Source organism: Streptomyces sp. NPDC048590, assembly GCF_043199535.1.
In the GTDB taxonomy this organism is placed as follows: Bacteria; Actinomycetota; Actinomycetes; order Streptomycetales; family Streptomycetaceae; genus Streptomyces.
Map to the genome: position 1 here is coordinate 42,875 of NZ_JBICWC010000005.1, position 20,375 is coordinate 63,249.

Genomic DNA, 20,375 nt, shown 5'->3' on the forward strand with positions numbered 1-20,375 from the left:
GCCGGGGGGGGTTCGTTTGTTTTGGTGGGGGGGGGGGTGTTGGGGGGGGTTACACTTGCATTGTTTTTGTTTTTGGCGGCGGCGCCGGGGGCCCCCCCGCCCCCCCCCCGCACGGCCATGCACGTAAACCGGCCGGATGCGCATCCGCGCAGGTACCGGAGGGGAGGGGGTCAGTGGATGATGCCCGTACGCAGGGCGACGGCGACCATTCCGGCGCGGTCCCCGGTGCCGAGCTTGCGGGCGATGCGGGCGAGGTGGCTCTTCACGGTGAGTGCGGAGAGGCCCATCGAGACGCCGATGGCCTTGTTGGACTGGCCTTCGGCGACCAGGCGGAGCACCTCCACCTCACGGCCGGACAGTTCGCGGTAGCCGCCCGGGTGGCTCGGGGACCCGGGAGGCCTGCGGTGCATGCGGGCCGCGTTGGCGCCGATCGGGGCGACGCCGGGGCGGGTGGGGTGGCCGATGTTGGTCCGGGTGCCGGTCACGACGTAGCCCTTCACACCGCCCGCGAGGGCGTTGCGCACCGCGCCGATGTCGTCGGCGGCGGAGAGGGCGAGGCCGTTCGGCCAGCCGGCGGCTCGGGTCTCGGACAGCAGGGTCAGCCCGGAACCGTCGGGCAGGTGGACGTCGGCAACGCAGATGTCGCGCGGGTTGCCGACGCGGGGGCGTGCCTCCGCGATGGACGACGCCTCGATGACGTCACGAACTCCGAGGGCCCACAGATGGCGGGTCACGGTGGAACGGACGCGCGGGTCGGCCACGACGACCATGGCCGTCGGCTTGTTCGGGCGGTAGGCGACCAGGCTTGCGGGCTGCTCGAGGAGAACGGACACCAGGCCTCCTGGGGAGTGGCGGGACGGGCCGGCTCGGGGATGGAGCCGGGGCGAACCGTGCTTGAAGGGTCATTGACCTCTTCGGCAGCAGGAGCGTCCTCCTTTAGGGGAAGATCACGATTTAGTGAGTAACAATTCGGGCAAATAGGACGCGCGATCGATTGTACGAAAAGAGAGCCGGCGCGCTGGCGACCGGCTCTCTCGGGGTGATGGCGCGTCAGGAAGGCTGTGGTCCGCGCCGCTGCGGCAGGGTCACCACCGCTGCGTCGGCCGTACCCGACGGGGGCAGGCCGGCGAGCTGGCAGAGCAGATCGCCCCACGCGACCAGGTGCGCGCCCACGTCCGGCACCCCGCCGCGCCCCTCGCGCGGTGTCCAGGAGGCCCGGATCTCGATCTGCGTCGCCGGACGGCGCGCCGCCAGCGCGCCGAAGTAGTGCGATCCGGCCCGCGTCACCGTCCCGCCCGCCTCGCCGTACGCGAGCCCCCGCGCGTCCAGTGCCCCCGTCAGCCAGGACCAGCACACCTCCGGCAGCAGCGGGTCGGCCGCCATCTCCGGCTCCAGTTCGGCCCGTACGAGCGTCACCAGGCGGAACGTGCCCTGCCATGCCTCGTGCCCGGACGGATCGTGCAGCAGGACCAGACGGCCGTCGGCGAGATCCTCGTCGCCGTCCACGACCGCCGCCTCCACCGCGTACGCGTGCGGGGCGAGCCGTTTCGGCGGCCGGGTGGGCTCGACCTCCAGTTCGGGCCGCAGCCGGGCCGTACGCAGCGCCTCGACCGCCGACAGGAACGCCTGTGGGACTGTTTCGCCCTCCGCACTCTCCTCGCTGTCAGTGCCATCGGAATGATCGGAAAATTGTCCCTGAGCCGGAGCCATGCGGGGAAGAGTAGGCGGAACCGGAGCCCCGTGCAGGGAGGGACACCCATGCGGCGTCCGGCTCGTCGCCGCTCCGTGCGAAGATTCTGTGCGTGAGTGCCAACGACCTTCCCTCAGAGCTCAGCTCCGCCCGATCAGGGGAGGGCCCGTCCGCGGGCCTGCGGACGACCCCCGCCACCCATGGATCGGCGTTCCTCAAGGCCTGCCGCCGCGAGCCGGTGCCGCACACCCCGGTCTGGTTCATGCGTCAGGCGGGGCGATCGCTGCCCGAGTACCTGAAGGTCCGCGAGGGCATCGCGATGCTGGACTCCTGCATGATGCCGGAGCTGGTCACCGAGATCACGATGCAGCCCGTACGCCGGCACAAGGTCGACGCCGCGATCTACTTCAGCGACATCGTCGTCCCCCTCAAGGCCATCGGGATCGACCTCGACATCAAGCCCGGCGTCGGCCCGGTGATCGCCGAGCCGATCCGTACCCGCGCCGACCTCGCCCGGCTGCGCGACCTCACGCCCGAGGACGTCCCGTACGTCACCGAGGCCATCGGTATGCTCACCGCCGAGCTCGGCTCCACCCCGCTGATCGGCTTCGCCGGTGCCCCCTTCACCCTTGCCAGCTACCTTGTCGAGGGCGGGCCGTCCCGCAACCACGAGCGCACCAAGGCCATGATGTACGGCGAGCCGGAGCTCTGGGCGGAACTGCTGGACAGGCTCGCGGAGATCACCGGAGCCTTCCTGAAGGTCCAGATCGAGGCCGGGGCCTCCGCCGTCCAGCTCTTCGACTCCTGGGTCGGCGCCCTGGCGCCCGCCGACTACCGCCGCTCCGTGATGCCGGCCTCGGCGAAGGTCTTCGACTCCGTGGCCGCGTACGACGTACCCCGTATCCACTTCGGGGTGGGCACGGGCGAACTGCTCGGTCTCATGGGAGAGGCGGGTGCGGACGTCGTCGGCGTGGACTGGCGCGTGCCCATGGACGAGGGCGCCCGCCGGGTCGGCCCCGGCAAGGCGCTCCAGGGCAATCTCGACCCCGCGGTGCTCTTCGCGCCGACCGAGGCGGTGGAGGCCAAGACCCGCGAGGTGCTCGACGCAGCCGCGGGTCTGGAGGGCCACATCTTCAACCTCGGCCACGGCGTCATGCCCACCACGCCCCCGGACGCGCTGACCCGCCTGGTCGAGTACGTCCACCAGCAGACCGAGCGCTGAGGGCCGTCCCCGCCGGGGACGGCCCCAGGGGCCCGGTCCCTCAGCCCGCCCGCACCGCCGACACGGCCTTGCGGGCGGCCACCAGGACCGGGTCCCAGACCGGTGAGAACGGCGGCGCGTACCCGAGGTCGAGCGCCGTCATGGCCTCGACCGTCATCCCCGCGGTGAGCGCCACGGCCGCGACGTCCACGCGCTTCGCGGCCCCGTCACGGCCGACGATCTGCACGCCCAGCAGCCGGCCGGTGCGGTACTCCGCCAGCATCTTCACCGTCATCGACTCCGCCCCCGGGTAGTAGCCCGCGCGGCCCGTGGACTCGATCGTCGCCGTGACGAAACGCAGTCCGGCCGCACGGGCGTCCTTCTCGCGCAGCCCGGTCCTGGCGATCTCCAGGTCGCAGACCTTGCTCACGGCGGTCCCGACAACGCCGGGGAACGTGCCGTAGCCGCCTCCCACGTTCGACCCGATGATCTGGCCGTGCTTGTTGGCGTGGGTGCCGAGCGCGATGTGCCGGGTGCGGCGGGCGACCAGGTCCATGACCTCCACGCAGTCCCCGCCCGCCCAGATGTCGTCCCGTCCCACCACCCGCATGGACTGATCGGTCAACAGCCCGCCGTGCGGGCCGATCGGCAGACCGGCCTCACGGGCCAGGGCGGTCTCCGGCTCCACGCCGATGCCCAGCACCACCACATCCGCCGGGTAGGTCTCCCGGTCCGTGCGGACCTCCGCGACCCTGCCGTCCGGCCCGGTCCCGATCCGGGTGACCGCGGCCCCGTTGACCGTGGTGATCCCCAGCCCGTCCATCGCCTCGTGGACCAGCCGCCCCATGTCCGGGTCGAGGGTCGCCATCGGCTGCTCGCCACGGTTGAGCACCGTCACCCCGAAACCGCGCTTCAGCATGGCCTCGGCCATCTCGACGCCGATGTACCCGGCGCCGACGACCACCGCCCGCCGCCCCCGGGCCTGGTCCAGCGAGTCCAGCAGGGCCCTGCCGTCGCCCAGCGTCTGCACTCCGTGCACACCTGGCGCGTCGATCCCGGGGATCGGCGGCCGCACCGGCCTGGCACCCGTGGCGATCACGAGCTTGTCGTACTCCGTCCAGTACGTCTCACCGCTCTCGCGGTCGAGCGCCCGTACCCGGCGTCCGGCGACGTCGAGCTCCGTCACCTCGGTGCGCATCCGCAGATCGATGGAGCGGGCCCGGTGCTCATCGGGGGTACGGGCGACGAGGGCGTCGGGCCCCTCGACGTCGCCGCTCACCCAGTACGGGATGCCGCACGCCGAGTACGAAGTGAAGTCGCCGCGCTCGAACGCGACGATGCTCATCTCGTCCGTGCCCTTGAGCCTGCGGGCCTGCGACGCGGCGGACATGCCCGCCGCGTCGCCCCCGACGACCACCAGTCGTTCCACCGTCATTGCCGGGTCCCCTTCGCCGCTGTCATGCCGGTCAGGGGCCCACGCTACGGGCCCTACGGGACCGGTGGGGCCTGGGTGGCCTCCGGCGCATCGTCCGGCGCAACACGGCGCCGCCGGGGCAGCCGGCCGCGCGACAGCCGCCACACCACCACCAGCAGGGCCGCGGCCGCCAGGAACGGTGCCGTGGCGCCGATGACCACGGTGATCCAGCGCAGCGTCGTCACGAACGCGTCCCAGCCGCCGCCCAGTGCGTCGAGGAAGCCGGGGTCGTCCTCCGGCCGGTCCCCGTCGCCCTCGCCCGGTTCTCCGAGCTCCAGGGTGACCGTCGCCAGTGCCGTGCGGTCCTTCAGTGACGCCTGCTGGGCCAGTAGCGACTCCAGATCGGCCTGACGGCGGCTGAGTTCGCCCTCCAGCGTCACCACGTCGCTGAGCTTCCCGGCCCTGTCCATGAGGTCGCGGACCCGGGCGACGCTCGCCCGCTGCGTCGCGATCCGGCTCTCCACGTCGACGACCTGCCCGGTGACGTCCTTGGCGTTCGACGTACGGGACAGCAGCTTCCCGTTCCCGGCGAGCTCGCGGAGCACCTCCTCGTACCGGTCCGTGGGCACCCGCAGTACCAGTCGGGACATGTCGCGGGTGTCGTCGACGCGTTCCGTGTCCTCCTCCGCGACGAGCCCGCCCGCGTTCTCGGCCACGGTGCGCGCAGCCGCCACGGCCTTCGGCACGCTTCGCACCTCGACGGAGAGGGTGGCCGTACGGATCACGTGGACGGCCACGGTCGAGCCCGGCTTCGGGGTGGAACCGTCGGCGGCCTTCTCCGCGGACCTCCCGCCCGCTCCCTGTGCGGCCGGAGCGGCCGCCTTGGAGCCGTCCCCCGCGCCGCTGTCGGAGGAGGCGGCGCAGCCGCCCGTGGCGAGGAGCACCAGGAGCAGTCCGGCCGCCGCGAGCACGCTCGGCCCGCGGCCCGGCGGACGACGGTCCGTGTGTCGGTCGAATCGCATGTCGTGTCCCCCCAGGACCGTTGACGATGATGCCCCTTCGACGAGCGGCACCCCGGTCCGGGTTGCCGGACGGCGGTTGCGAAGCGGTCACGTTCGGGACTCGGGACGGGTTTGAGAGAGTGGACCCATGCAGCGTCCTCTTCAGCGCGACACCACACGTACGGGCCACGTCGTCGTCATCGGCGGCGGCATCGCTGGACTCGCCGCGGCCCACCGGCTGTTGGGCTCCGGCCTGCGGGTCACCGTCCTTGAGGCGACCGCGCGGGTCGGCGGGAAACTCATGACGGGCGAGGTCGCCGGCGCCCAGGTCGACCTCGGGGCCGAGTCGATGCTCGCGCGCCGGCCCGAAGCGGTCGCGCTGGCCACCGCGGTGGGCCTCGGCGACCGCCTCCAGCCGCCCGCCACGGCCACGGCCTCGGTCTGGACCCGCGACGCCCTGCGGCCCATGCCCAAGGGGCACGTCATGGGTGTCCCCGGAGACCCGTCCGCGCTCAGTGGCCTGCTCTCGCCCGAGGGCCTGGCCAGGATCGCCGAGGAACGCGACCTCACCCCGACCGAGGTCGGCGACGACGTCGCGGTCGGCTCGTACGTGGCCGACCGGCTCGGCCGCGAGGTCGTCGACCGGCTCGTGGAGCCGCTGCTGGGCGGGGTGTACGCCGGTGACGCCTACCGGATCTCGATGCGGGCGGCGGTGCCGCAGCTCTTCGAGGCCGTCAAGGAGGGCGGGCCGCTCCTCGACGGGGTGCTCCGCATCCAGGAGCGGGCGGCCGCCCGGCAGCAGACCGGACCGGTCTTCCAGGGCATCGAGGGCGGCATCGGGACCCTGCCGGACGCCGTCGCCGACGCCGTGCGGCGGGGCGGTGCCGAGATCCTCACCGAGACCCCGGTGCTCGGCCTCACGCGCACCGCCACCGGCTGGGACGTGCGTACCGACGGCCGGGTCGTCGCCGCGGACGCCGTGGTTCTCTCCACCCCCGCCTGGTCCGCCTCCACCCTGCTCGCCGCCGAGTGCCCGGTGGCGTCGGTCGAGCTCGCCGCCGTCGAGTACGCCTCGATGGCCCTGGTCACGATGGCCTTCCGGCGCGCCGACGTCGAGCGGATCGAGGCGCTGCGGGACCGTTCCGGATTCCTCGTTCCGCCCGTCGACGGACGCACGATCAAGGCCGCGACCTTCTCCAGCAACAAGTGGCGGTGGGTCGCCGACGCAGACCGGGACCTCTTCGTGCTGCGCACCTCCGTCGGACGCTACGGCGAGGAGGAGCACCTGCACCGTGAGGACTCCGAACTCGTCGCCGCGTCCCTGGGCGATCTCGCCACCGCCACCGGCCTGACCGCACGCCCGGCCGACACCGCCGTCACCCGGTGGATCGGCGGCCTGCCCCAGTACCCCGTGGGCCACCTCGCCAGGGTCGCCCGGATCCGTGACGAGGTCGCCAAGCTGCCCGGACTGCGGGTCTGCGGGGCGGTCTACGACGGTGTCGGGATCCCGGCCTGCGTCGCGAGCGCGCACCGCGCCGCCGACGAGATCGTCCACGACCTCACCGGCGCCGGTACGGGGGAGATCGACAACACTCCGACCCGGGTAACGGGCACGGGGAGCGAGGCGGGACAATAGCCCTATGAGTGCGCCAGAGAAGCTGCCGAACGCGGGCAAGAAGGCCAAGGACCTCAACGAGGTCATCCGCTACACCCTGTGGTCCGTCTTCAGGCTGAAGGAGGTCCTCCCGGTCGACCGCGCCGGCTATGCCGACGAGGTCCAGGAGCTGTTCGACCAGCTCCAGGGGAAGGACATCACGGTCCGGGGCACCTACGACGTGTCCGGTCTCCGGGCCGACGCGGACCTGATGATCTGGTGGCACGCGGAGACCTCCGACGAGCTCCAGGAGGCGTACAACCTCTTCAGGCGCACCAAGCTGGGCCGCGCACTGGAGCCGGTCTGGTCGAACATGGCGCTGCACCGCCCCGCCGAGTTCAACAAGTCGCACGTGCCCGCCTTCCTCGCCGACGAGACGCCGCGCGACTACGTCAGCGTGTACCCCTTCGTGCGCAGCTACGACTGGTACCTGCTGCCCGACGAGGACCGCCGCCGCATGCTCGCGGACCACGGGAAGATGGCCCGCGGCTACCCGGACGTGCGGGCCAACACGGTCGCCTCGTTCTCCCTCGGGGACTACGAGTGGATCCTGGCCTTCGAGGCGGACGAGCTGTACCGCATCGTCGACCTCATGCGTCACCTGCGCGCCTCCGAGGCGCGGATGCACGTCCGTGAGGAGGTCCCGTTCTACACGGGGCGCAGGAAGACCGTCGCAGAATTGGTGTCCGGACTCGCATAGCCAGCGTTTCCGGTCATCCCGACCCGGAAGATCAGTTGGCGGGCAACGGCGCGTGTGACGCCGCCCGTCGTTCCAGCGACACCGGGTCCGGTGCCGGGCGCACATCGGCCGGGCCGGCGAACCGTCGTGGCCCGCGGGGGAGTCAGCCATTCCTCTCCGCGGACCGCCACCACCCGCCGGGGCCGGCCGATGTGGCCCGGACCGAACAACCGCACAGAGCACCACGAGGGCCGCCCTTCAAGGGCGGCCCTCGTGCATGTGAAGGGTGCTGCGCGCCGGCCTTGTTCAGAACCCCGGCCGGGCCCCGCTCAGCAGGGCCGCACGCAGGTCGGGGTCCCGCACCGCGCTCACGCCTCGGACGGCCACCGCCGCCAGCAGATCGCGGTCGGCGCCGCGGACCGGGGCCGGCAAGGAGTCGAGCCAGCGCTGCCCGGACGGTGATGCCCACGGGCTGTACGGCTGGTTCTCCACCCTGGCGATGGCCAGGCACCCGAGCGTCAGCACGAGCGGGAGACCGAACCAGGCGGCCACGGGGCCCGCGTACCCGGTCTCCTGACCCGGCATCAGCACGGCGGCGGCAGCCAGGGCCACCACCAGCAAGGCGGCGCCGCGTACGGCACGCACCGCCGACTCCAGTTCGGTGCGGGTCCTGTGGGGTACGGCGAGGCCCGCCGCGACGAGCCGGTCCGCGAGGGAGCGCACGGCCTCCGCAGCCGAGGCCGCGGCCCGTATCGGCGCTATCCGGGACTGCCCCTCGGGGCCGATCGCACGGATCACCGTCCGCTCAACGTCGTCGCGGCCCTCCGGGTCGACGACCGTCGCCCATCCCGTACGGGCGAGCAGCAGCCGACGCCTCAGGTGCATCGAGACCAGGGCCAGATCCGCCACCCGCTGGGGCCCGCCCGCCAGGAACGCCGTCTCGTACAGGTTCAGTTCCGGTGTGACCGACGTCCGTGCGGCGACGGCCGGTCGCTGGGCGGCACTCGCGGTGACGAGACACAGGCGGATGCAGGAGAGACCCGCGGCACCCCACGCGACCAGAAGGAGCAGAACCCAGAGCATGGCCGATTTCTATGCGAAAGAGGCCAGGGAGCGCCATGCCATGTTCACGATACGGACCGATCGTGACCACAGAAGGTCACCGGTGGCTGATTCCGTGTGTGAACCCACGGCGGGCGCGCCCCCTACGAGCTGCCTCCGCAGCCGCCTCCGCCACCGCCGCCACAGCTGGACCCTCCGCCGCAACTGGAACCCGAGCTCCCACCGCAGCTGGAACCGCCTCCGCCGCCGCAACCGGAGCCGCCACCGCAACTCGAACCACCACCGCCTCCGCAGCTCGAGCCACCTCCGCCTCCACAGCTTCCGCCGCCGGGCGTGGCACCCGCACACCACATCACCGGCACGAACGCCGCGGAGGACGAGGACGCGGTGGACGGTGAGGCGTTCCGGGAGAACGGCATCCGGGCGGCGGTCGTCAACTGGCCCCGCAGCTCCGGGTCGGGGACCGCACGCAGGCCGTGGACACAGACGAGGTGCCCAGGGTCCACCAGTTGCGTGGTGGCGGCCCGGTAGCCGGCCACCACCCGGCGTCCCGCCGCGGTGATCCGCCTCCTGGAGGCCGCCGCACAGGCCAGACCGACGACGATGCCCGCGATCAGCGCGGGAGCCACCTGCAGGACGAAGGGAAACGGGAAGTCGGCGCTCTCGTCGAGCGTGGCGTACTGCAGGACGGTCAGGGCGACGGCCACGGGGATGCCCACGACGCATCCGATGCCCAGGGCGCGCGCCCGGCCGCGGAGTCGGGTCGCGCCCTCATCCGGTGCGGTCAGCAGTCCCCGTCCCGCGAGGCCGTCGCCGATCTCCTGCACGGCGGGATGCCGCATGACCGCCTGGCGAAGGGTGTGCAGTGCTCCGTCCGGCGCCGCGGAGATCTCGTGGAGCACGGCTCGCTCCACCACGTCATGGGCCTCGGCCCGGCGGACCGCCACGATGCCCGGTCCGCCGACGGCCAGCCGCCCGTCGGCGTGCATGCGGGTCAGCACGGTGTCCACCACACGGCCGGGCCCGCCGATGAGGAAGGCCACCTCGGAGAGATCGAGCGCGTACTCGGCGGAACCACCGTCGGGGCGGCCGGCTCGCCGGATCGCGACGATCAGGAGGGTGCACAGGACCGCCATGACCAGGGTCAGCACAAGAGCGAGTGCGTTCAGCATGGTTCACCTTCCCAGGAGTGCGGCACGTGCGGAGCGGACCAGGCGGCCGGCCCGGTGCGGAGGGCGGGAGGAGGCACGCTCCTGCCACCAGAGCGTCAGCCGCCGCCGGGCGTCGTCGTCGGCCGGGCGGCCTTCGGCGAGCAGCAGTTCGGCGAAGGCGAGGGCGTCACGGCGGTAGCCACCGGACATCGGCCGGTTCCTCGCGTACGCGAGGAACTCCTTTCGGTAGCCGGTACCGAGGATCTCGGGCAGTTCCGGCGCGACCTTGGCGACGACGTCGGCGCGCTTCGCGGCCAGGGCCCTGCTCTGCACCCCCAGGCGCCGCCGGTCGAACCCGTCGGGTACGGGGGTACCCGCCACCAGGGCCGAGAGCAGCGCCGTCTGCGCCACCGCCGTCCGGCCGCGGGCTCCGGGGCCGGCGCCCGCGTACGCCGGGCGCCCGGAGGGCCGTGCTCCGACCACCTCCGGGGCGGAGAGGGCGGAGGGAGCGGCGGCCGGCGTGGCGCGGATCGCGGTGAGCTCGCGTGCGAGCTCCTCGGCCGGGGGGAAGTCGTCGTCGCGCTCCAGCAGGATCCCCGGAGGGTCGACGCGGGAGCGGAGCAGACTCAGGACGTCCAGCACGGGGCGCGTCACGGGATGGGCGTGCGTGTCGTGCCAGACCCCGTCCTTCTCGATGCCGCCCGCCACATGGACGTAGGCGATGGCCTCCACCGGGAGTTCGTCCAGGGCCGTGGCGGGGTCCTCGCCGCGGTTGACGTGGTTGGTGTGCAGGTTGGCCACGTCGATCAGCAGCCGTACGCCGGTCCGCTCGACCAGTTCCGCGAGGAACTGGCCCTCGGTCAGCTCCTCTCCCGGCCAGGAGACCAGGGCCGCGATGTTCTCCAGCGCGAGCGGGACCGGCAGCGAGTCCTGGGCGATCCGTACGTTCTCGCACAGCACGTCCAGCGCGTCCCAGGTGCGGGGAACCGGAAGCAGGTGGCCGGCCTCCAGGGCCGGCGAGGCGGTGAGCGGCCCTCCGGCCCGGACGAAGGCGATGTGCTCCGTCACCAGCGGCGCCCCCAGCAGCTCGACCCGCGCGGCCAGGGCGGCCAGGCGGTCCGGATCCGGGCGGTCCGCCCCGCCCAGCCCCAGCGCCACACCGTGCGGGACCACCGTGACCCCCCGCTCCCGCAGGCGCACCAGGGACTCGGGCAGATGGTCCGAGCAGAGGTTCTCCGCCACGGCCTCGACCCAGTCGACCCCCGGCAGAGCCTCGACCACCTCGGCGATCTCCGGCCGCCATCCGATACCGATTCCCAGCTTCATGGTGTTCCTCCCCGTTCCGTGCAGGGGTGATGACCCCGCGGAACGCCGGTGAATCCGAAGAGGGCCACGTTCAGAGCTGGATTTGAGGTTCCACGGCCCGCGGAAATACCCCTCCACCCGACCGTGATCCTCCGGCCCACGGTGGCCCTCACGCCCTCGACCTGCGCGGCACGCGGGGGTCCCGGGCTGTTGGCGAGGGAGCGGCCCGGATTAATTCCTCGGCCCGTTGACGGAGATCGGCGGCCTTCACATCCTGGTCGGAGCGTGTGCCGGGTCGATCCCCGGGGCCCACGGGCCGCGTGGGACCTGCGGGCGCACCGGGCGACGGCACCGGAGGCGGGAGAACAGGACGCATGACGAACACCGGAGACGCACGGCACCTCGGCAGGCGGACGCTGCTCACCGGCGTGGGGGCGGCCGCGCTCTCCGCGGCGGCCCCCACGGCCTCGGCCGCGGCGCCCCGGGGGCGGCGGTACCCCCCGAACTGGCCCGACCCACGCCCCTACGGCCTCGCCGACACCCGGACCGACCTGTGGCCCCGCGAGGACAACTCCTTCGTCCTGCCACTGGAACTCCGCCCGAGGGACCGGCAGCGGGGCGTGGTGTGGATGAGGGACACCTACGTCAACTGCTTCGTCGTCGACGGCCGTCCGCTCTACGTCGCCACGGGCACCACACGGGCCCCCGGTCTGGAGGCGGCGGCACCCTGGAACGACGGCATCTTCGTCTGGGTGGCGCGCTCACTCCGCGGACCGTGGAAGCTGGCCGACACGACCGTGACCCGGCCCGGCGCCGAGAAGGGCAAGGTCTGGTCGCCCGAGTTCACCGACGAGAACCGGCCCGGCCGTACGGTCGTCGCACCCTGGCAGGAGTACTGGTACGACGAGGAGTTCGGCAAGCGTGGCCAGGTGTGGGCCCCGGAACTGCACCGCTTCCGGGGGCGCTGGTACATCGTCGCGTGCATGGGGGACCACTCCCGCAAGGTCGGTTCCTTCATGCTGGTCAGCGACGGCGGAGTCGAGGGACCCTACCGTCTCGTCGTGGGCAACCACGAGAAGCCGTTCGGCGATCCCTTCATCGGCGGACCGGCCTTCATCGAGCCCGGCGCCTACCACCACATCGACGGCAGCCTCTACTCCGAGGGTGACGCGGCCTGGCTGGTGCTCCACAACAACCTGTACGCCCGCTTCCGCGACGACATGGAGGACATCGTCACCACGACAGGCCTGCCGGCCTTCCGGCAGACGCCGTACTCGCCGGAGCCTTACCTGGAAGGCGCCTACGTCTTCAAGCACCTGGGGAGGTACTTCCTCGTCCACGCGGCCTGGGACCGGACCTCCGCCGGGTCCGACGGCACCGTGCGCCACGCGTACGACCCGGGCGGCGCGGGCCGCACGCAGTACCAGTACGACGCGGTCGTCGCCGTCTCGGACCACTTCGAGGGCCCGTACTCCGAACGCTGGACCGCGGGGGTCGGGGCAGGTCACAACAACGTCTTCGCGGACGCGGGCGGGGACCTGTGGGCGACCTTCTTCCGCAACCCGAACTTCGGCTACTGGGCGGACCCGTCGCGTGTCGGGCAGGCCGCCGTGCCCGGTGTCGTCCGGATGGAGTGGACCGGCCCCGAGGGCGGCCGCCTGTACGTCCGCCGCCGGAGTCACCGCACCTGACCGGGGCCGGGGCGGGCGCGGGCCCTTTCGTCCGGACGGTGGCAACCGCCGCCCGGACGCGGGGGGAGCCTCAGGGCAGCGGAGCCATGGTCGGTGGCACCGGGCGGGAGGTGAAGGACTGGTCGCCGGTCGGTGTCACCGGTACCGGAACCTGTGGGACACCGCCTCCGGAAGACATCGGCGGTCCCGAGGGGCTCGCCGTCGACGCGTTGGCGGCCTCGCGGGCCAGGCCGTCGAAGTCCACGAAACCGGTGCGCTCCAGCATGGTGATGTGGTCGAGCACCGTCTGGTTGGCGTCGGAGGCCAGCTGCCGGATCAGTGAGTTGCGCGTGGTGTGCCGGACCTGGGCGATCAGTGCGAACACCTTGCCGTGCGCGGCGCGCAGCAGGTTGGCGAACTTCTGCTCGTACACCTGGCCCTGGGCGGCGGTGAGCTCCCTGAGCCAGCCCTGCTGCTGCTCGTTCGGCTGGTTCGGGAGTTCCACACCCAGTTTGGCGGCGACGTCGCGTGCCCGGCGGTCCAGGTCGGTGTGGCCGACCACCAGATGGTCACCGGCCAGCTTCACCGCCTCGCTGGGGGCGCGCTCGATGGCCTGCTGACCCGCGGGCAGCTCCCACAGCCCGGCCAGCCGCACCTTGACCAGGAAGTCCCGGTCGGTCGCGGAGAGCGGCCCCCACTGCGTGGCCACGCTGGAAGCGTTCAGATCGGCCTCTCCGGTGCCCGAGCGGTCGGCGTACGACCACACGGGAAAGGCGAGGGCGCCCATCGTGGCGACCAGCGCGGCGATGATGAGGGCCGTTCCGTTGATGCGTCGCAGCAAGATCTCTCCCGGGGCCGGAGCGTGACAGTGTCCGATCGACCGCCAACTGCCTCGGCGTACAACCTACTTGGCGGTAACGTCGGTGTGACGGTACGGGGAGATACGTATTGCGGCGCCAGTTCGTTCAGCCACCTCGGCAGAGATCGCGGAGCGTTCCGGGGCGGACCCGGTCCGGGGGTGGCCCGGCAACCCCGGACCGGCAGGTCAGCGGCGCAGGGCCGGGTGGTCGGCGACCACCGTGCAGGAGCCCGGCGCGACCTCGGTGAACCCGGCGTCCCTCACCACAGGCAGCCCGCTCGCGCTGAGCTCGGCCCAGCGGGCGGCGTCAGGGGTCGCCACGGAGAGGGGGAAGCCAGCCTCACGCCAGGCCTTGCGCTCCGTCTCCGAGAGCTCCCACCACGCCAGCTGCGCGCCGTGTCCCGCCTGCGCCATCGCCTTGCCCGCCGACATGGTCACACCGGGATTCATCCAGAGCACAGGTCCGGCCGGATCGGGCGCCGCCACCGGCTCGGGATCGTCGAGATCGGTGCCGGACACCTGGAGCTTGGCCAACTCCTTGGGCCAGCCGTCCAGCGGTACCGGAGGGAAGACCCGCACCTCGGCGTGGGAGCCCGTCACCGTGATCCCGGGCAGCGTGGAAGCCTTGCGCCACTCCGCGCCCCGGGCCCGCCGCACCACCTTCCGGATGCGGGCGTCCTGCCAGGCGCGCACGGCCGCCGCCCACTCGCCCTCGGTCCCGGACTCCTCGTCGCCGAGCGCGCGTGGGTCCGAGAGCATCGTCAGCACCGCGCGGGCGGCCGTCACCAGGGCGTCGTTGCGGGACGGGGGGTCCGTCTTCTCGAGGTGCACCACCAGCGGCAGGACGTACTGCGGGGCCTCGTCGCGGGACGTCGGCTCCGTACGGAACGGGCTGTCGGCGGACGCCTCGGGCGCCGTGGAAATGGGCTCATGGATGCTGTCGCTGCTCACCACACCAGTCTGCCAGGCCCCTCGGACACCTCGTTCTTGTCGGAATTCATGGGTCCGGGTGAGGATGCACCGCATGAAGAGCGACCTCTTTTCCAGTGAGAACACCGCGCAGCAGGCCACGGTCCCCGGCATGACCCTGCAGAACGCCAAATCCATCAAGTACGCCGTCAACGGTGAGATGCACGCCCGCCAGGGGGCGATGATCGCCTTCCGGGGCAATCTCCGCTTCGAGCGCAAGGGCCAGGGCATCGGCGGCATGCTCAAGCGTGCCGTGACCGGCGAAGGACTCCCGCTGATGGCGGTCACCGGTCAGGGCGAGGCGTGGTTCGCCCACGAGGCCGCCAACTGCTTCATCGTGGAGATGGACCAAGGGGATGTGCTGACGGTCAACGGACGCAACGTCCTCTGCTTCGACGCGACGCTCAGCTACGAGATCAAGACGGTGAAGGGTGCCGGGATGACCGGCGGAGGTCTCTTCAACAGCGTCTTCAGCGGTTACGGCAAGCTGGGCCTGATCTGCGAAGGCAATCCGATAGTCATCCCCGTGACCGCGCAGCAGCCGGTGTACGTCGACACCGACGCGGTCGTCGGATGGAGCGCCCAGCTCTCCACCTCGCTGCACCGCTCGCAGAGCTTCGGCTCGATGGTCCGGGGCGGTTCCGGCGAGGCCGTTCAGCTCATGCTCCAGGGCGAGGGATTCGTGATCGTCCGTCCCAGCGAGCTCAAGCCCGAGAAGAAGCAGTCCAGTTGATCCTGAGTGGAGTCGGCCGCCGTCACGGAGCGCGGAGGCCCTGGGTACTGCGCGGGGTCGACCTCGAACTGCCCGCGGGCACCCTCGTCCGGATCGAGGGCCCCAACGGGGCGGGCAAGTCGACCCTGCTGCGGCTGCTCGCCGGCGTCGGCGCGCCGACGGAGGGCCGGGTCACGGGGCGCCCGCGCACGGCGTACGTCCCCGAGCGCTTCCCGGCGGCCCTGCCGTTCACCGCCGCCGGATACCTGGTCCACATGGGCCGCGCCCATGGGCTGACCGCCGCGGAGGCCGCCACCCGGGCCGCGGGGTGGCTGGAGCGGTTCGGCGCCGAGGGGTACGCCCGCACCCCCGTGGCGGAACTCTCCAAGGGCACCGCGCAGAAGGTCGCCGTCGCCCAGGCGCTCATGGCCGCCCCGGGGCTTCTCGTCCTGGACGAGGCGTGGACGGGGCTCGACGCAGGCGCACGCGCCGAGCTGGACCGGGCCGTGGCCGAGCGGCTCGGCGACGGCGCCACCGTCGTCTTCGTCGACCACGATCCGCACCGCCTCGCGGGTGCTTCGCCGACGGCCCACCGCCTGGAAGGAGCCGGCCTCGTCCCCGTGACGGCCACGTCCGAGGGGCCACGCGTCCGGATCGAGGCCACCTGCCAGGACCCCACGTCCGTACCGCCCGAGCTGCCGGACGGGACGACCCTGGAGAGGGCCGGAGCCGGGACGCCTGCGGCCATCCGGCTCACCACCACCACCGCGCACTCTGACCCGCTGCTGCGGGCGCTGCTCGCGGCCGATCCGCCGTGGCACATCACCGGGCTCACCCGGCTCCCCGCACGGGTTCCGGCATCCGTGCCCGGTGCGCGCGCCGACAGCACGACCGTCCACGGACCGGACGGCACGACCGCCCGGGAACCGGACGGCACTTACTGCGCGCGGGACCGTGCGCGAGGCTCGGACCACGGACGCGACGCCGCTCCGGCGCCGGCCGACGACCCGCCCCTCGCACCGTACGGCCGGGCACTCCGCAGGACCGCTGCCCTGACGCGGTACCAGACCGCTCTGCTGGCACGATCACAGCGCTGGCTCGCACCGGTCCTGCTGTACGCCGCCGCCCTCGGGATCGGTGTACGGGCCGGACAGCCGGTGCTCGATTCACTCGGATACGCATCCGCCGTCCTCCTCCCGGTGGCCGCGTGGATCGTGAGGATCTGCGCCACCCAGGAGCCGCCGGCGGCCCGGGCGGTGAGCGCGGCGGCCGTCGGCCCCCGGCGCGCTCATCTGGCCGCCCTGGTGGCGGGACTCGCCTGCGCCCTGGGGCTTGGCTGCGCCGGTGCCGCATTCGTGCTCCTGATCAGCGACCCCGCCGACACCGGAGGCACCGTCGCAGTGCCACTGCTGCCCGCCGCGCTGGCCGGACTGGGCGCGATCACGTGCTGTGCGCTGCTGGGAGCGGCCGTCGGAGCCCTTTGTACCCGGCCGCTCGTGCACCGCCGCGGCTGGTCGCTCGCCGCGGCCGCGCTCGGCTCGCTGTCCGTGCTCGTGGCAGGGGTCTCACCCGCGAACGCCGCGGTGAGCGCACTGGTGTCCGGTTCCGCCACCGGGACGGTGCCCTCGACTTCCCTTCCCGCGGCGGCCGCCCTCGCCGTCGCCGCCGGGGCGGCCGCGCTCACCTCGCGGACGTCGGCGCTGCGTGGGTGAGTAGCCTCGTACCCATGGACGAACGCGTGGACGACACGTACTGCGAGGCGCCCGCACCCGCTCCCGTACCCGCGGACGCCGGTCCTCCGTACGCCGAGTGCGTGCTGTGCCGCGAGCCGACCGAGTACCCGGAGTCGACCAAGGGCAGCACCCTCTGCCCGGTCTGCGCCTGGCAGGAGGCCGGCCGCAGCGCCTGTTCCGGCTGACCGCCCGGAACCGTCGCGAGGTTCTCAGCCGCGCATCAGCTCGGACACCTTGACGAAGCGGTAGCCGCGCTCGCGCAGCTCGGGGACGATCCGGCGCAGCGCCTCCTCCGTGACGGGTGCCGCGCTGCGGGTGCAGTGCATGACCACCAGCGAACCCGGCCTGACCCCGTCCAGCACCTGCTCGGCCACCGCGTCCGCGTCCGTGGCGAAGGCGTCCCCGCTGACCACGTCCCACTGGACCGCGGTCACCCCGGTCGGGGCGAGTGCCTTGAGCGCCACGTCGTCGTAGCAGCCGCCGGGGAAGCGGAAGTACGGCACGACGTTGCGCGCCCCGGTGCCCCGGATCGCGGTGAACGCCCGCTCCACATCGCTGCGCATGTCGGCCTCGGCCACCGTCGGGAGCCCGTAGCACGGGGTGGAGAAGGCGTAGTGGCTGAAGGAGTGGTTGGCGATCTCGAAGAGGGGGTCGTTGCCGATCGAGCGGGCCTGGGCCGGGTACTCCTGTGCCCATCGCCCGGTCATGAAGACCGTGGAGGGGACCTTTATCCGCCGGAGCGTGGCGATAAGCGCCGGATTGTCGAAGCGCTCGCCCTCGGCGGCCCGAGGGCCCTGGTCGGCGGTCATGTCGGCGTCGAAGGTGAGTGCCACGACCTTGCCGGCGCTGCCCCCGGCGTCGCGGGAGCCCTGTGGGCCCGCGCCCGGAGCGGAGTCCGCTCTTCGTTCGAAGACCGGGGTCAGCCCCTTCGGCCCCCGGGCCGGAGCGGGTGGCTCGGTCCCGGGGGCCTGTGAGGGGGCTGCCGTATCCGTCGCGGACCCCGAGGGTGCGGGGAGCGCGGCTGTCCCGGAGTGGGGCGTCCCGGAGCTGCCGCAGCCTGCCAGTGCCCCACTCAACACAGTCAGCACGATCATCGTACGAACAGATTTGATCATCGAAGGACGCTAGCCGCCGGTTCGTCGGATGACGCTCGCGGCACTCCGGGGCGGCCGGTCTCCGGGTCGGCGGATCACCCGCCTGCCCGAGCTCCGCTCATCGCCAGGGGCCCGTCACCGCGAAGGTCGTCCCCGGCGTGTAGCAGTTCACGAACATCGTCCCTCCGTCGGGCGAGAAGGTGACGCCGGCGAACTCGCCCCACTCCGGCTCCTCGGGGGTGCCGATGTTCTGCCGCCCCCGAGCCATCGCGTAGACCTCACCCCGCCGGGTCACTCCGAGCACGTGCTGGGCGCCGCCGCCGTCCTCGCAGACCATGAGCCCGCCGCCGGCGGCCAGGCAGATGTTGTCGGGGGACTCGCCGGGCAGCTGGACGTCGGTGCCGGGGCCGAAGACGATCACCAGGGTGAGCCGGCGCCGGCCCGGCTCGTACCGCCACACCTGGCCGAAGTGGTCGGCGGCCGACCCCTCCGCGCTGTGCGCGAAGCTGGAGACGAAGTACACCGACGAGCCGCCCCAGTAGCAGCCCTCCAGCTTCTGGGCGTGAGTGATGCCCTTGGGGCCGAAGTCCTGCAGCCGGATCGGCGTCCCGGCCGCCTGCGGATCCGGCACTGGCACCCATTCCACCCGGTCGAAACTCGCGCCGGTCTCCTGGACCGCCGACAGGTCGGGCACCCCGGGGACCCGCATGGCCTCGAGCGTGCCGCCCGCCCGCAGGGAGCCCACCCCGCCGAGCGGCTTCTCGGGCAGGAAGCGGTAGAAGAGTCCGAACGGCTTCTCGAAGGCGTCCTCCGTCTCGTACACGACGCCGCTCCGCGGATCGACTGCGATCGCCTCGTGCTGGAACCGGCCCATCGCGGTGAGCGGGACGGCCCCGGTGCGGCGGGGATCGGCGCCGTCCACCTCGAAGATGAAGCCGTGGTCCTTGGTGTAGCCGTTGGTGCCTGCCTTGTCCTCGGTCTCCTCGCAGGTCAGCCAGGTGTTCCAAGGGGTCGGGCCGCCCGCGCAGTTGACGGCCGTACCCGCGATGGCGACCCGCTCGCCCAGGACGTTGCCGCGGCCGTCCAGTTCGAGGGCCGTACAGCCGCCCTTGCCCATCGGGTCGTAGGTGAGGCCCTCGACCGCGGGGACCCCGATCCTGCCGGTGGCGCGGTTCTCGTGGTTGCGTACGAGGTGGACCCGGCCGCGCCGGCCGGCGAAGGCGGCCATGCCGTCGTGGTTGCTCGGGACCTGTCCCTCGCCGGAGCGGAGCTCGTCGCCCTCACGGGACAGCACCCGGTAGCGGAATCCTTTCGGCAGGTCGAGCAGGCCGTCCGGGTCCGGGACGAGCGGCCCGTAACCGCTGTGGCCCCGGGCCGAGGCGGTTCCGGCGAAGAGTTCGGTGAACGCCCCGGTGAAGGTCACCGAGGCGGCGGCCGCCGCGCTCGTGGCCAGGACCTGGCGGCGGGTGGCGAGGTGGCGCTGTGCGGATGACATGAGGCAACTCCCTGTTGGCGGACAGGTGGCGCTACTTGTTCGATCAGGCCTGCCCCGGGGAGCGCCGTCCTGAACTCTGTCATGCGCATGAAATTCGATCGGTGCATCCGGTCTCCGTACGCCCTGGTGAAGACGGCCCGGCGGGCGCACACACCTGTCCCCCGGAAGGCGCTGCCTTCCGGGGGACAGGTGAGGGGTGCTCAGGCCAGGGACGCGGTGAGCGTGATGGTGGTGCCGGTGAGCGCCTGGCTGACCGGGCAGTTCGCCTTGGCGTCCTCGGCCGCCTTCACGAAGCCGGCCTCGTCGAGGCCGGGAACCTCGCCCTCCACCGTGAGGTGGATGCCGGTGATGCCCGTCCCCGGCTGGAAGGTCACCTCGGCCTGCGTGTTCAGCCGGGTCGGCGGGGTCCCGGCCGTGGCCAGACCGTTGGACAGGGCCATCGAGAAGCAGCTGGAGTGCGCGGCGGCGATGAGCTCCTCGGGGCTGGTCTTGCCGTTCGCCTTCTCCGCGCGCGACGGCCAGGAGACGGGGTACTCCCCGATCCCGGAGGAGTCGAGCGTGACGACGCCGTTGCCCTCGATCAGGTTGCCTTCCCAGACCGTGTGCGCCTGACGCGTGGTAGCCATGTGTGGATCCCTTCGAACGGTATGCGCGGTAAGTGCGGGAGCCGGGGCGGCGCCCGGAGG

The 20,375-nt window shown here is 72.5% G+C and carries 19 protein-coding genes; 7 read left to right on the forward strand and 12 right to left on the reverse strand.

Annotation, left to right across the window (positions count from 1 at the left end; translation table 11 throughout):
* Positions 1-170: 170 nt before the first annotated feature.
* Together ACGFNN_RS16085 and ACGFNN_RS16090 are read right to left on the reverse strand one after the other, a co-directional pair.
* The gene (locus ACGFNN_RS16085) at positions 171-833 is read right to left on the reverse strand and encodes a response regulator transcription factor (protein WP_033300087.1); all 663 of its coding nucleotides are present in this window, start codon (positions 831-833) and stop codon (positions 171-173) included.
* A gap of 217 nt (positions 834-1,050) precedes the next feature.
* Complete coding sequence (locus ACGFNN_RS16090; RefSeq protein ID WP_362556431.1) at positions 1,051-1,710, reverse strand: DUF3000 domain-containing protein; 660 nt, start codon at positions 1,708-1,710, stop codon at positions 1,051-1,053.
* Positions 1,711-1,868: 158 nt separating this feature from the next.
* Between ACGFNN_RS16090 and hemE the strand changes: the two genes are divergently transcribed.
* Entirely contained in the window at positions 1,869-2,912 is a 1,044-nt protein-coding gene (gene hemE / locus ACGFNN_RS16095; RefSeq protein ID WP_362556434.1) for a uroporphyrinogen decarboxylase, read from the forward strand.
* 40 nt (positions 2,913-2,952) lie between these two features.
* On the opposite strand, the gene ACGFNN_RS16100 is transcribed toward hemE, so the two are convergent.
* Positions 2,953-4,326, reverse strand: coding sequence for an FAD-dependent oxidoreductase (locus ACGFNN_RS16100; RefSeq protein ID WP_393556312.1), 1,374 nt, complete (start codon positions 4,324-4,326; stop codon positions 2,953-2,955).
* Between the two features lie 53 nt (positions 4,327-4,379).
* Entirely contained in the window at positions 4,380-5,327 is a 948-nt protein-coding gene (locus ACGFNN_RS16105) for a DUF4349 domain-containing protein (protein WP_393556314.1), read from the reverse strand.
* Between the two features lie 127 nt (positions 5,328-5,454).
* Here ACGFNN_RS16105 and hemG point away from each other — a divergent pair, with 127 nt between their 5' ends.
* Both hemG and hemQ read left to right on the forward strand, forming a co-directional pair.
* Positions 5,455-6,942, forward strand: a complete 1,488-nt coding sequence (gene hemG, locus ACGFNN_RS16110; RefSeq protein WP_393556316.1) for a protoporphyrinogen oxidase — start codon at positions 5,455-5,457, stop codon at positions 6,940-6,942.
* Between the two features lie 4 nt (positions 6,943-6,946).
* The gene (hemQ, locus tag ACGFNN_RS16115) at positions 6,947-7,660 is read left to right on the forward strand and encodes a hydrogen peroxide-dependent heme synthase (RefSeq protein WP_362556116.1); all 714 of its coding nucleotides are present in this window, start codon (positions 6,947-6,949) and stop codon (positions 7,658-7,660) included.
* 285 nt (positions 7,661-7,945) lie between these two features.
* On the opposite strand, the gene ACGFNN_RS16120 is transcribed toward hemQ, so the two are convergent.
* The 3 genes from ACGFNN_RS16120 to ACGFNN_RS16130 all read right to left on the reverse strand — a co-directional run bounded on the left by ACGFNN_RS16120 (position 7,946) and on the right by ACGFNN_RS16130 (position 11,178).
* A complete protein-coding gene (locus ACGFNN_RS16120; RefSeq protein WP_393556318.1) occupies positions 7,946-8,722 on the reverse strand; it encodes a TIGR04222 domain-containing membrane protein in 777 nt (258 codons plus the stop codon).
* Between the two features lie 122 nt (positions 8,723-8,844).
* Complete coding sequence (locus ACGFNN_RS16125) at positions 8,845-9,873, reverse strand: TIGR04222 domain-containing membrane protein (RefSeq protein WP_393556320.1); 1,029 nt, start codon at positions 9,871-9,873, stop codon at positions 8,845-8,847.
* A 3-nt stretch (positions 9,874-9,876) separates the two neighbouring features.
* Positions 9,877-11,178 carry a DUF692 domain-containing protein gene (locus tag ACGFNN_RS16130; protein WP_393556322.1) on the reverse strand — a complete coding sequence of 434 codons (1,302 nt, stop codon included), beginning with the start codon at positions 11,176-11,178 and terminating at the stop codon, positions 9,877-9,879.
* Positions 11,179-11,531: 353 nt separating this feature from the next.
* Between ACGFNN_RS16130 and ACGFNN_RS16135 the strand changes: the two genes are divergently transcribed.
* Positions 11,532-12,848, forward strand: coding sequence for a family 43 glycosylhydrolase (locus ACGFNN_RS16135; protein WP_393556324.1), 1,317 nt, complete (start codon positions 11,532-11,534; stop codon positions 12,846-12,848).
* Between the two features lie 70 nt (positions 12,849-12,918).
* On the opposite strand, the gene ACGFNN_RS16140 is transcribed toward ACGFNN_RS16135, so the two are convergent.
* The gene (locus ACGFNN_RS16140) at positions 12,919-13,665 is read right to left on the reverse strand and encodes a DUF4142 domain-containing protein (RefSeq protein WP_362556125.1); all 747 of its coding nucleotides are present in this window, start codon (positions 13,663-13,665) and stop codon (positions 12,919-12,921) included.
* Between the two features lie 207 nt (positions 13,666-13,872).
* On the reverse strand, positions 13,873-14,712 hold the full coding sequence (locus ACGFNN_RS16145) for a peptidyl-tRNA hydrolase (protein WP_393556326.1): 840 nt from the start codon (positions 14,710-14,712) through the stop codon (positions 13,873-13,875).
* Here ACGFNN_RS16145 and ACGFNN_RS16150 point away from each other — a divergent pair.
* Genes ACGFNN_RS16150 through ACGFNN_RS16160 form a run of 3 tightly spaced genes read left to right on the forward strand, consistent with a single transcriptional unit; the run spans position 14,711 to position 17,285 of the window.
* Complete coding sequence (locus ACGFNN_RS16150) at positions 14,711-15,388, forward strand: AIM24 family protein (protein WP_362556106.1); 678 nt, start codon at positions 14,711-14,713, stop codon at positions 15,386-15,388. The two genes, ACGFNN_RS16145 and ACGFNN_RS16150, sit on opposite strands and share 2 nt — an antisense overlap.
* Positions 15,385-17,079, forward strand: coding sequence for an ATP-binding cassette domain-containing protein (locus ACGFNN_RS16155; protein ID WP_393556328.1), 1,695 nt, complete (start codon positions 15,385-15,387; stop codon positions 17,077-17,079). Before ACGFNN_RS16150 ends, ACGFNN_RS16155 begins: the two co-directional genes overlap by 4 nt.
* Positions 17,080-17,093: 14 nt before the next feature.
* Positions 17,094-17,285, forward strand: coding sequence for a hypothetical protein (locus tag ACGFNN_RS16160; protein WP_393556330.1), 192 nt, complete (start codon positions 17,094-17,096; stop codon positions 17,283-17,285).
* A gap of 24 nt (positions 17,286-17,309) precedes the next feature.
* Here ACGFNN_RS16160 and ACGFNN_RS16165 read toward each other — a convergent pair whose 3' ends face one another.
* The 3 genes from ACGFNN_RS16165 to ACGFNN_RS16175 form a co-directional block, all read right to left on the reverse strand.
* Positions 17,310-18,215 carry a polysaccharide deacetylase family protein gene (locus tag ACGFNN_RS16165; protein ID WP_393556332.1) on the reverse strand — a complete coding sequence of 302 codons (906 nt, stop codon included), beginning with the start codon at positions 18,213-18,215 and terminating at the stop codon, positions 17,310-17,312.
* Positions 18,216-18,312: 97 nt separating this feature from the next.
* A complete protein-coding gene (locus tag ACGFNN_RS16170; RefSeq protein WP_393556334.1) occupies positions 18,313-19,689 on the reverse strand; it encodes an alkaline phosphatase PhoX in 1,377 nt (458 codons plus the stop codon).
* 200 nt (positions 19,690-19,889) lie between these two features.
* Positions 19,890-20,315, reverse strand: coding sequence for an OsmC family protein (locus ACGFNN_RS16175; protein ID WP_393556336.1), 426 nt, complete (start codon positions 20,313-20,315; stop codon positions 19,890-19,892).
* Between the last annotated feature and the right edge of the window lie 60 nt (positions 20,316-20,375).

Excerpts from the sequence above, each read along its gene's own strand:
- ACGFNN_RS16090 (WP_362556431.1), bottom strand. The coding sequence starts at position 1,710 with ATGGCTCCGGCTCAGGGACAATTTTCCGATCATTCCGATGGCACTGAC.
- ACGFNN_RS16100 (WP_393556312.1), bottom strand. The coding sequence starts at position 4,326 with ATGACGGTGGAACGACTGGTGGTCGTCGGGGGCGACGCGGCGGGCATG.
- ACGFNN_RS16105 (WP_393556314.1), bottom strand. The coding sequence starts at position 5,327 with ATGCGATTCGACCGACACACGGACCGTCGTCCGCCGGGCCGCGGGCCG.
- hemG (WP_393556316.1), top strand. The coding sequence starts at position 5,455 with ATGCAGCGTCCTCTTCAGCGCGACACCACACGTACGGGCCACGTCGTC.
- hemQ (WP_362556116.1), top strand. The coding sequence starts at position 6,947 with ATGAGTGCGCCAGAGAAGCTGCCGAACGCGGGCAAGAAGGCCAAGGAC.
- ACGFNN_RS16120 (WP_393556318.1), bottom strand. The coding sequence starts at position 8,722 with ATGCTCTGGGTTCTGCTCCTTCTGGTCGCGTGGGGTGCCGCGGGTCTC.
- ACGFNN_RS16125 (WP_393556320.1), bottom strand. The coding sequence starts at position 9,873 with ATGCTGAACGCACTCGCTCTTGTGCTGACCCTGGTCATGGCGGTCCTG.
- ACGFNN_RS16130 (WP_393556322.1), bottom strand. The coding sequence starts at position 11,178 with ATGAAGCTGGGAATCGGTATCGGATGGCGGCCGGAGATCGCCGAGGTG.
- ACGFNN_RS16135 (WP_393556324.1), top strand. The coding sequence starts at position 11,532 with ATGACGAACACCGGAGACGCACGGCACCTCGGCAGGCGGACGCTGCTC.
- ACGFNN_RS16150 (WP_362556106.1), top strand. The coding sequence starts at position 14,711 with ATGAAGAGCGACCTCTTTTCCAGTGAGAACACCGCGCAGCAGGCCACG.
- ACGFNN_RS16145 (WP_393556326.1), bottom strand. The coding sequence starts at position 14,712 with ATGCGGTGCATCCTCACCCGGACCCATGAATTCCGACAAGAACGAGGT.
- ACGFNN_RS16160 (WP_393556330.1), top strand. The coding sequence starts at position 17,094 with ATGGACGAACGCGTGGACGACACGTACTGCGAGGCGCCCGCACCCGCT.
- ACGFNN_RS16165 (WP_393556332.1), bottom strand. The coding sequence starts at position 18,215 with ATGATCAAATCTGTTCGTACGATGATCGTGCTGACTGTGTTGAGTGGG.
- ACGFNN_RS16170 (WP_393556334.1), bottom strand. The coding sequence starts at position 19,689 with ATGTCATCCGCACAGCGCCACCTCGCCACCCGCCGCCAGGTCCTGGCC.
- ACGFNN_RS16175 (WP_393556336.1), bottom strand. The coding sequence starts at position 20,315 with ATGGCTACCACGCGTCAGGCGCACACGGTCTGGGAAGGCAACCTGATC.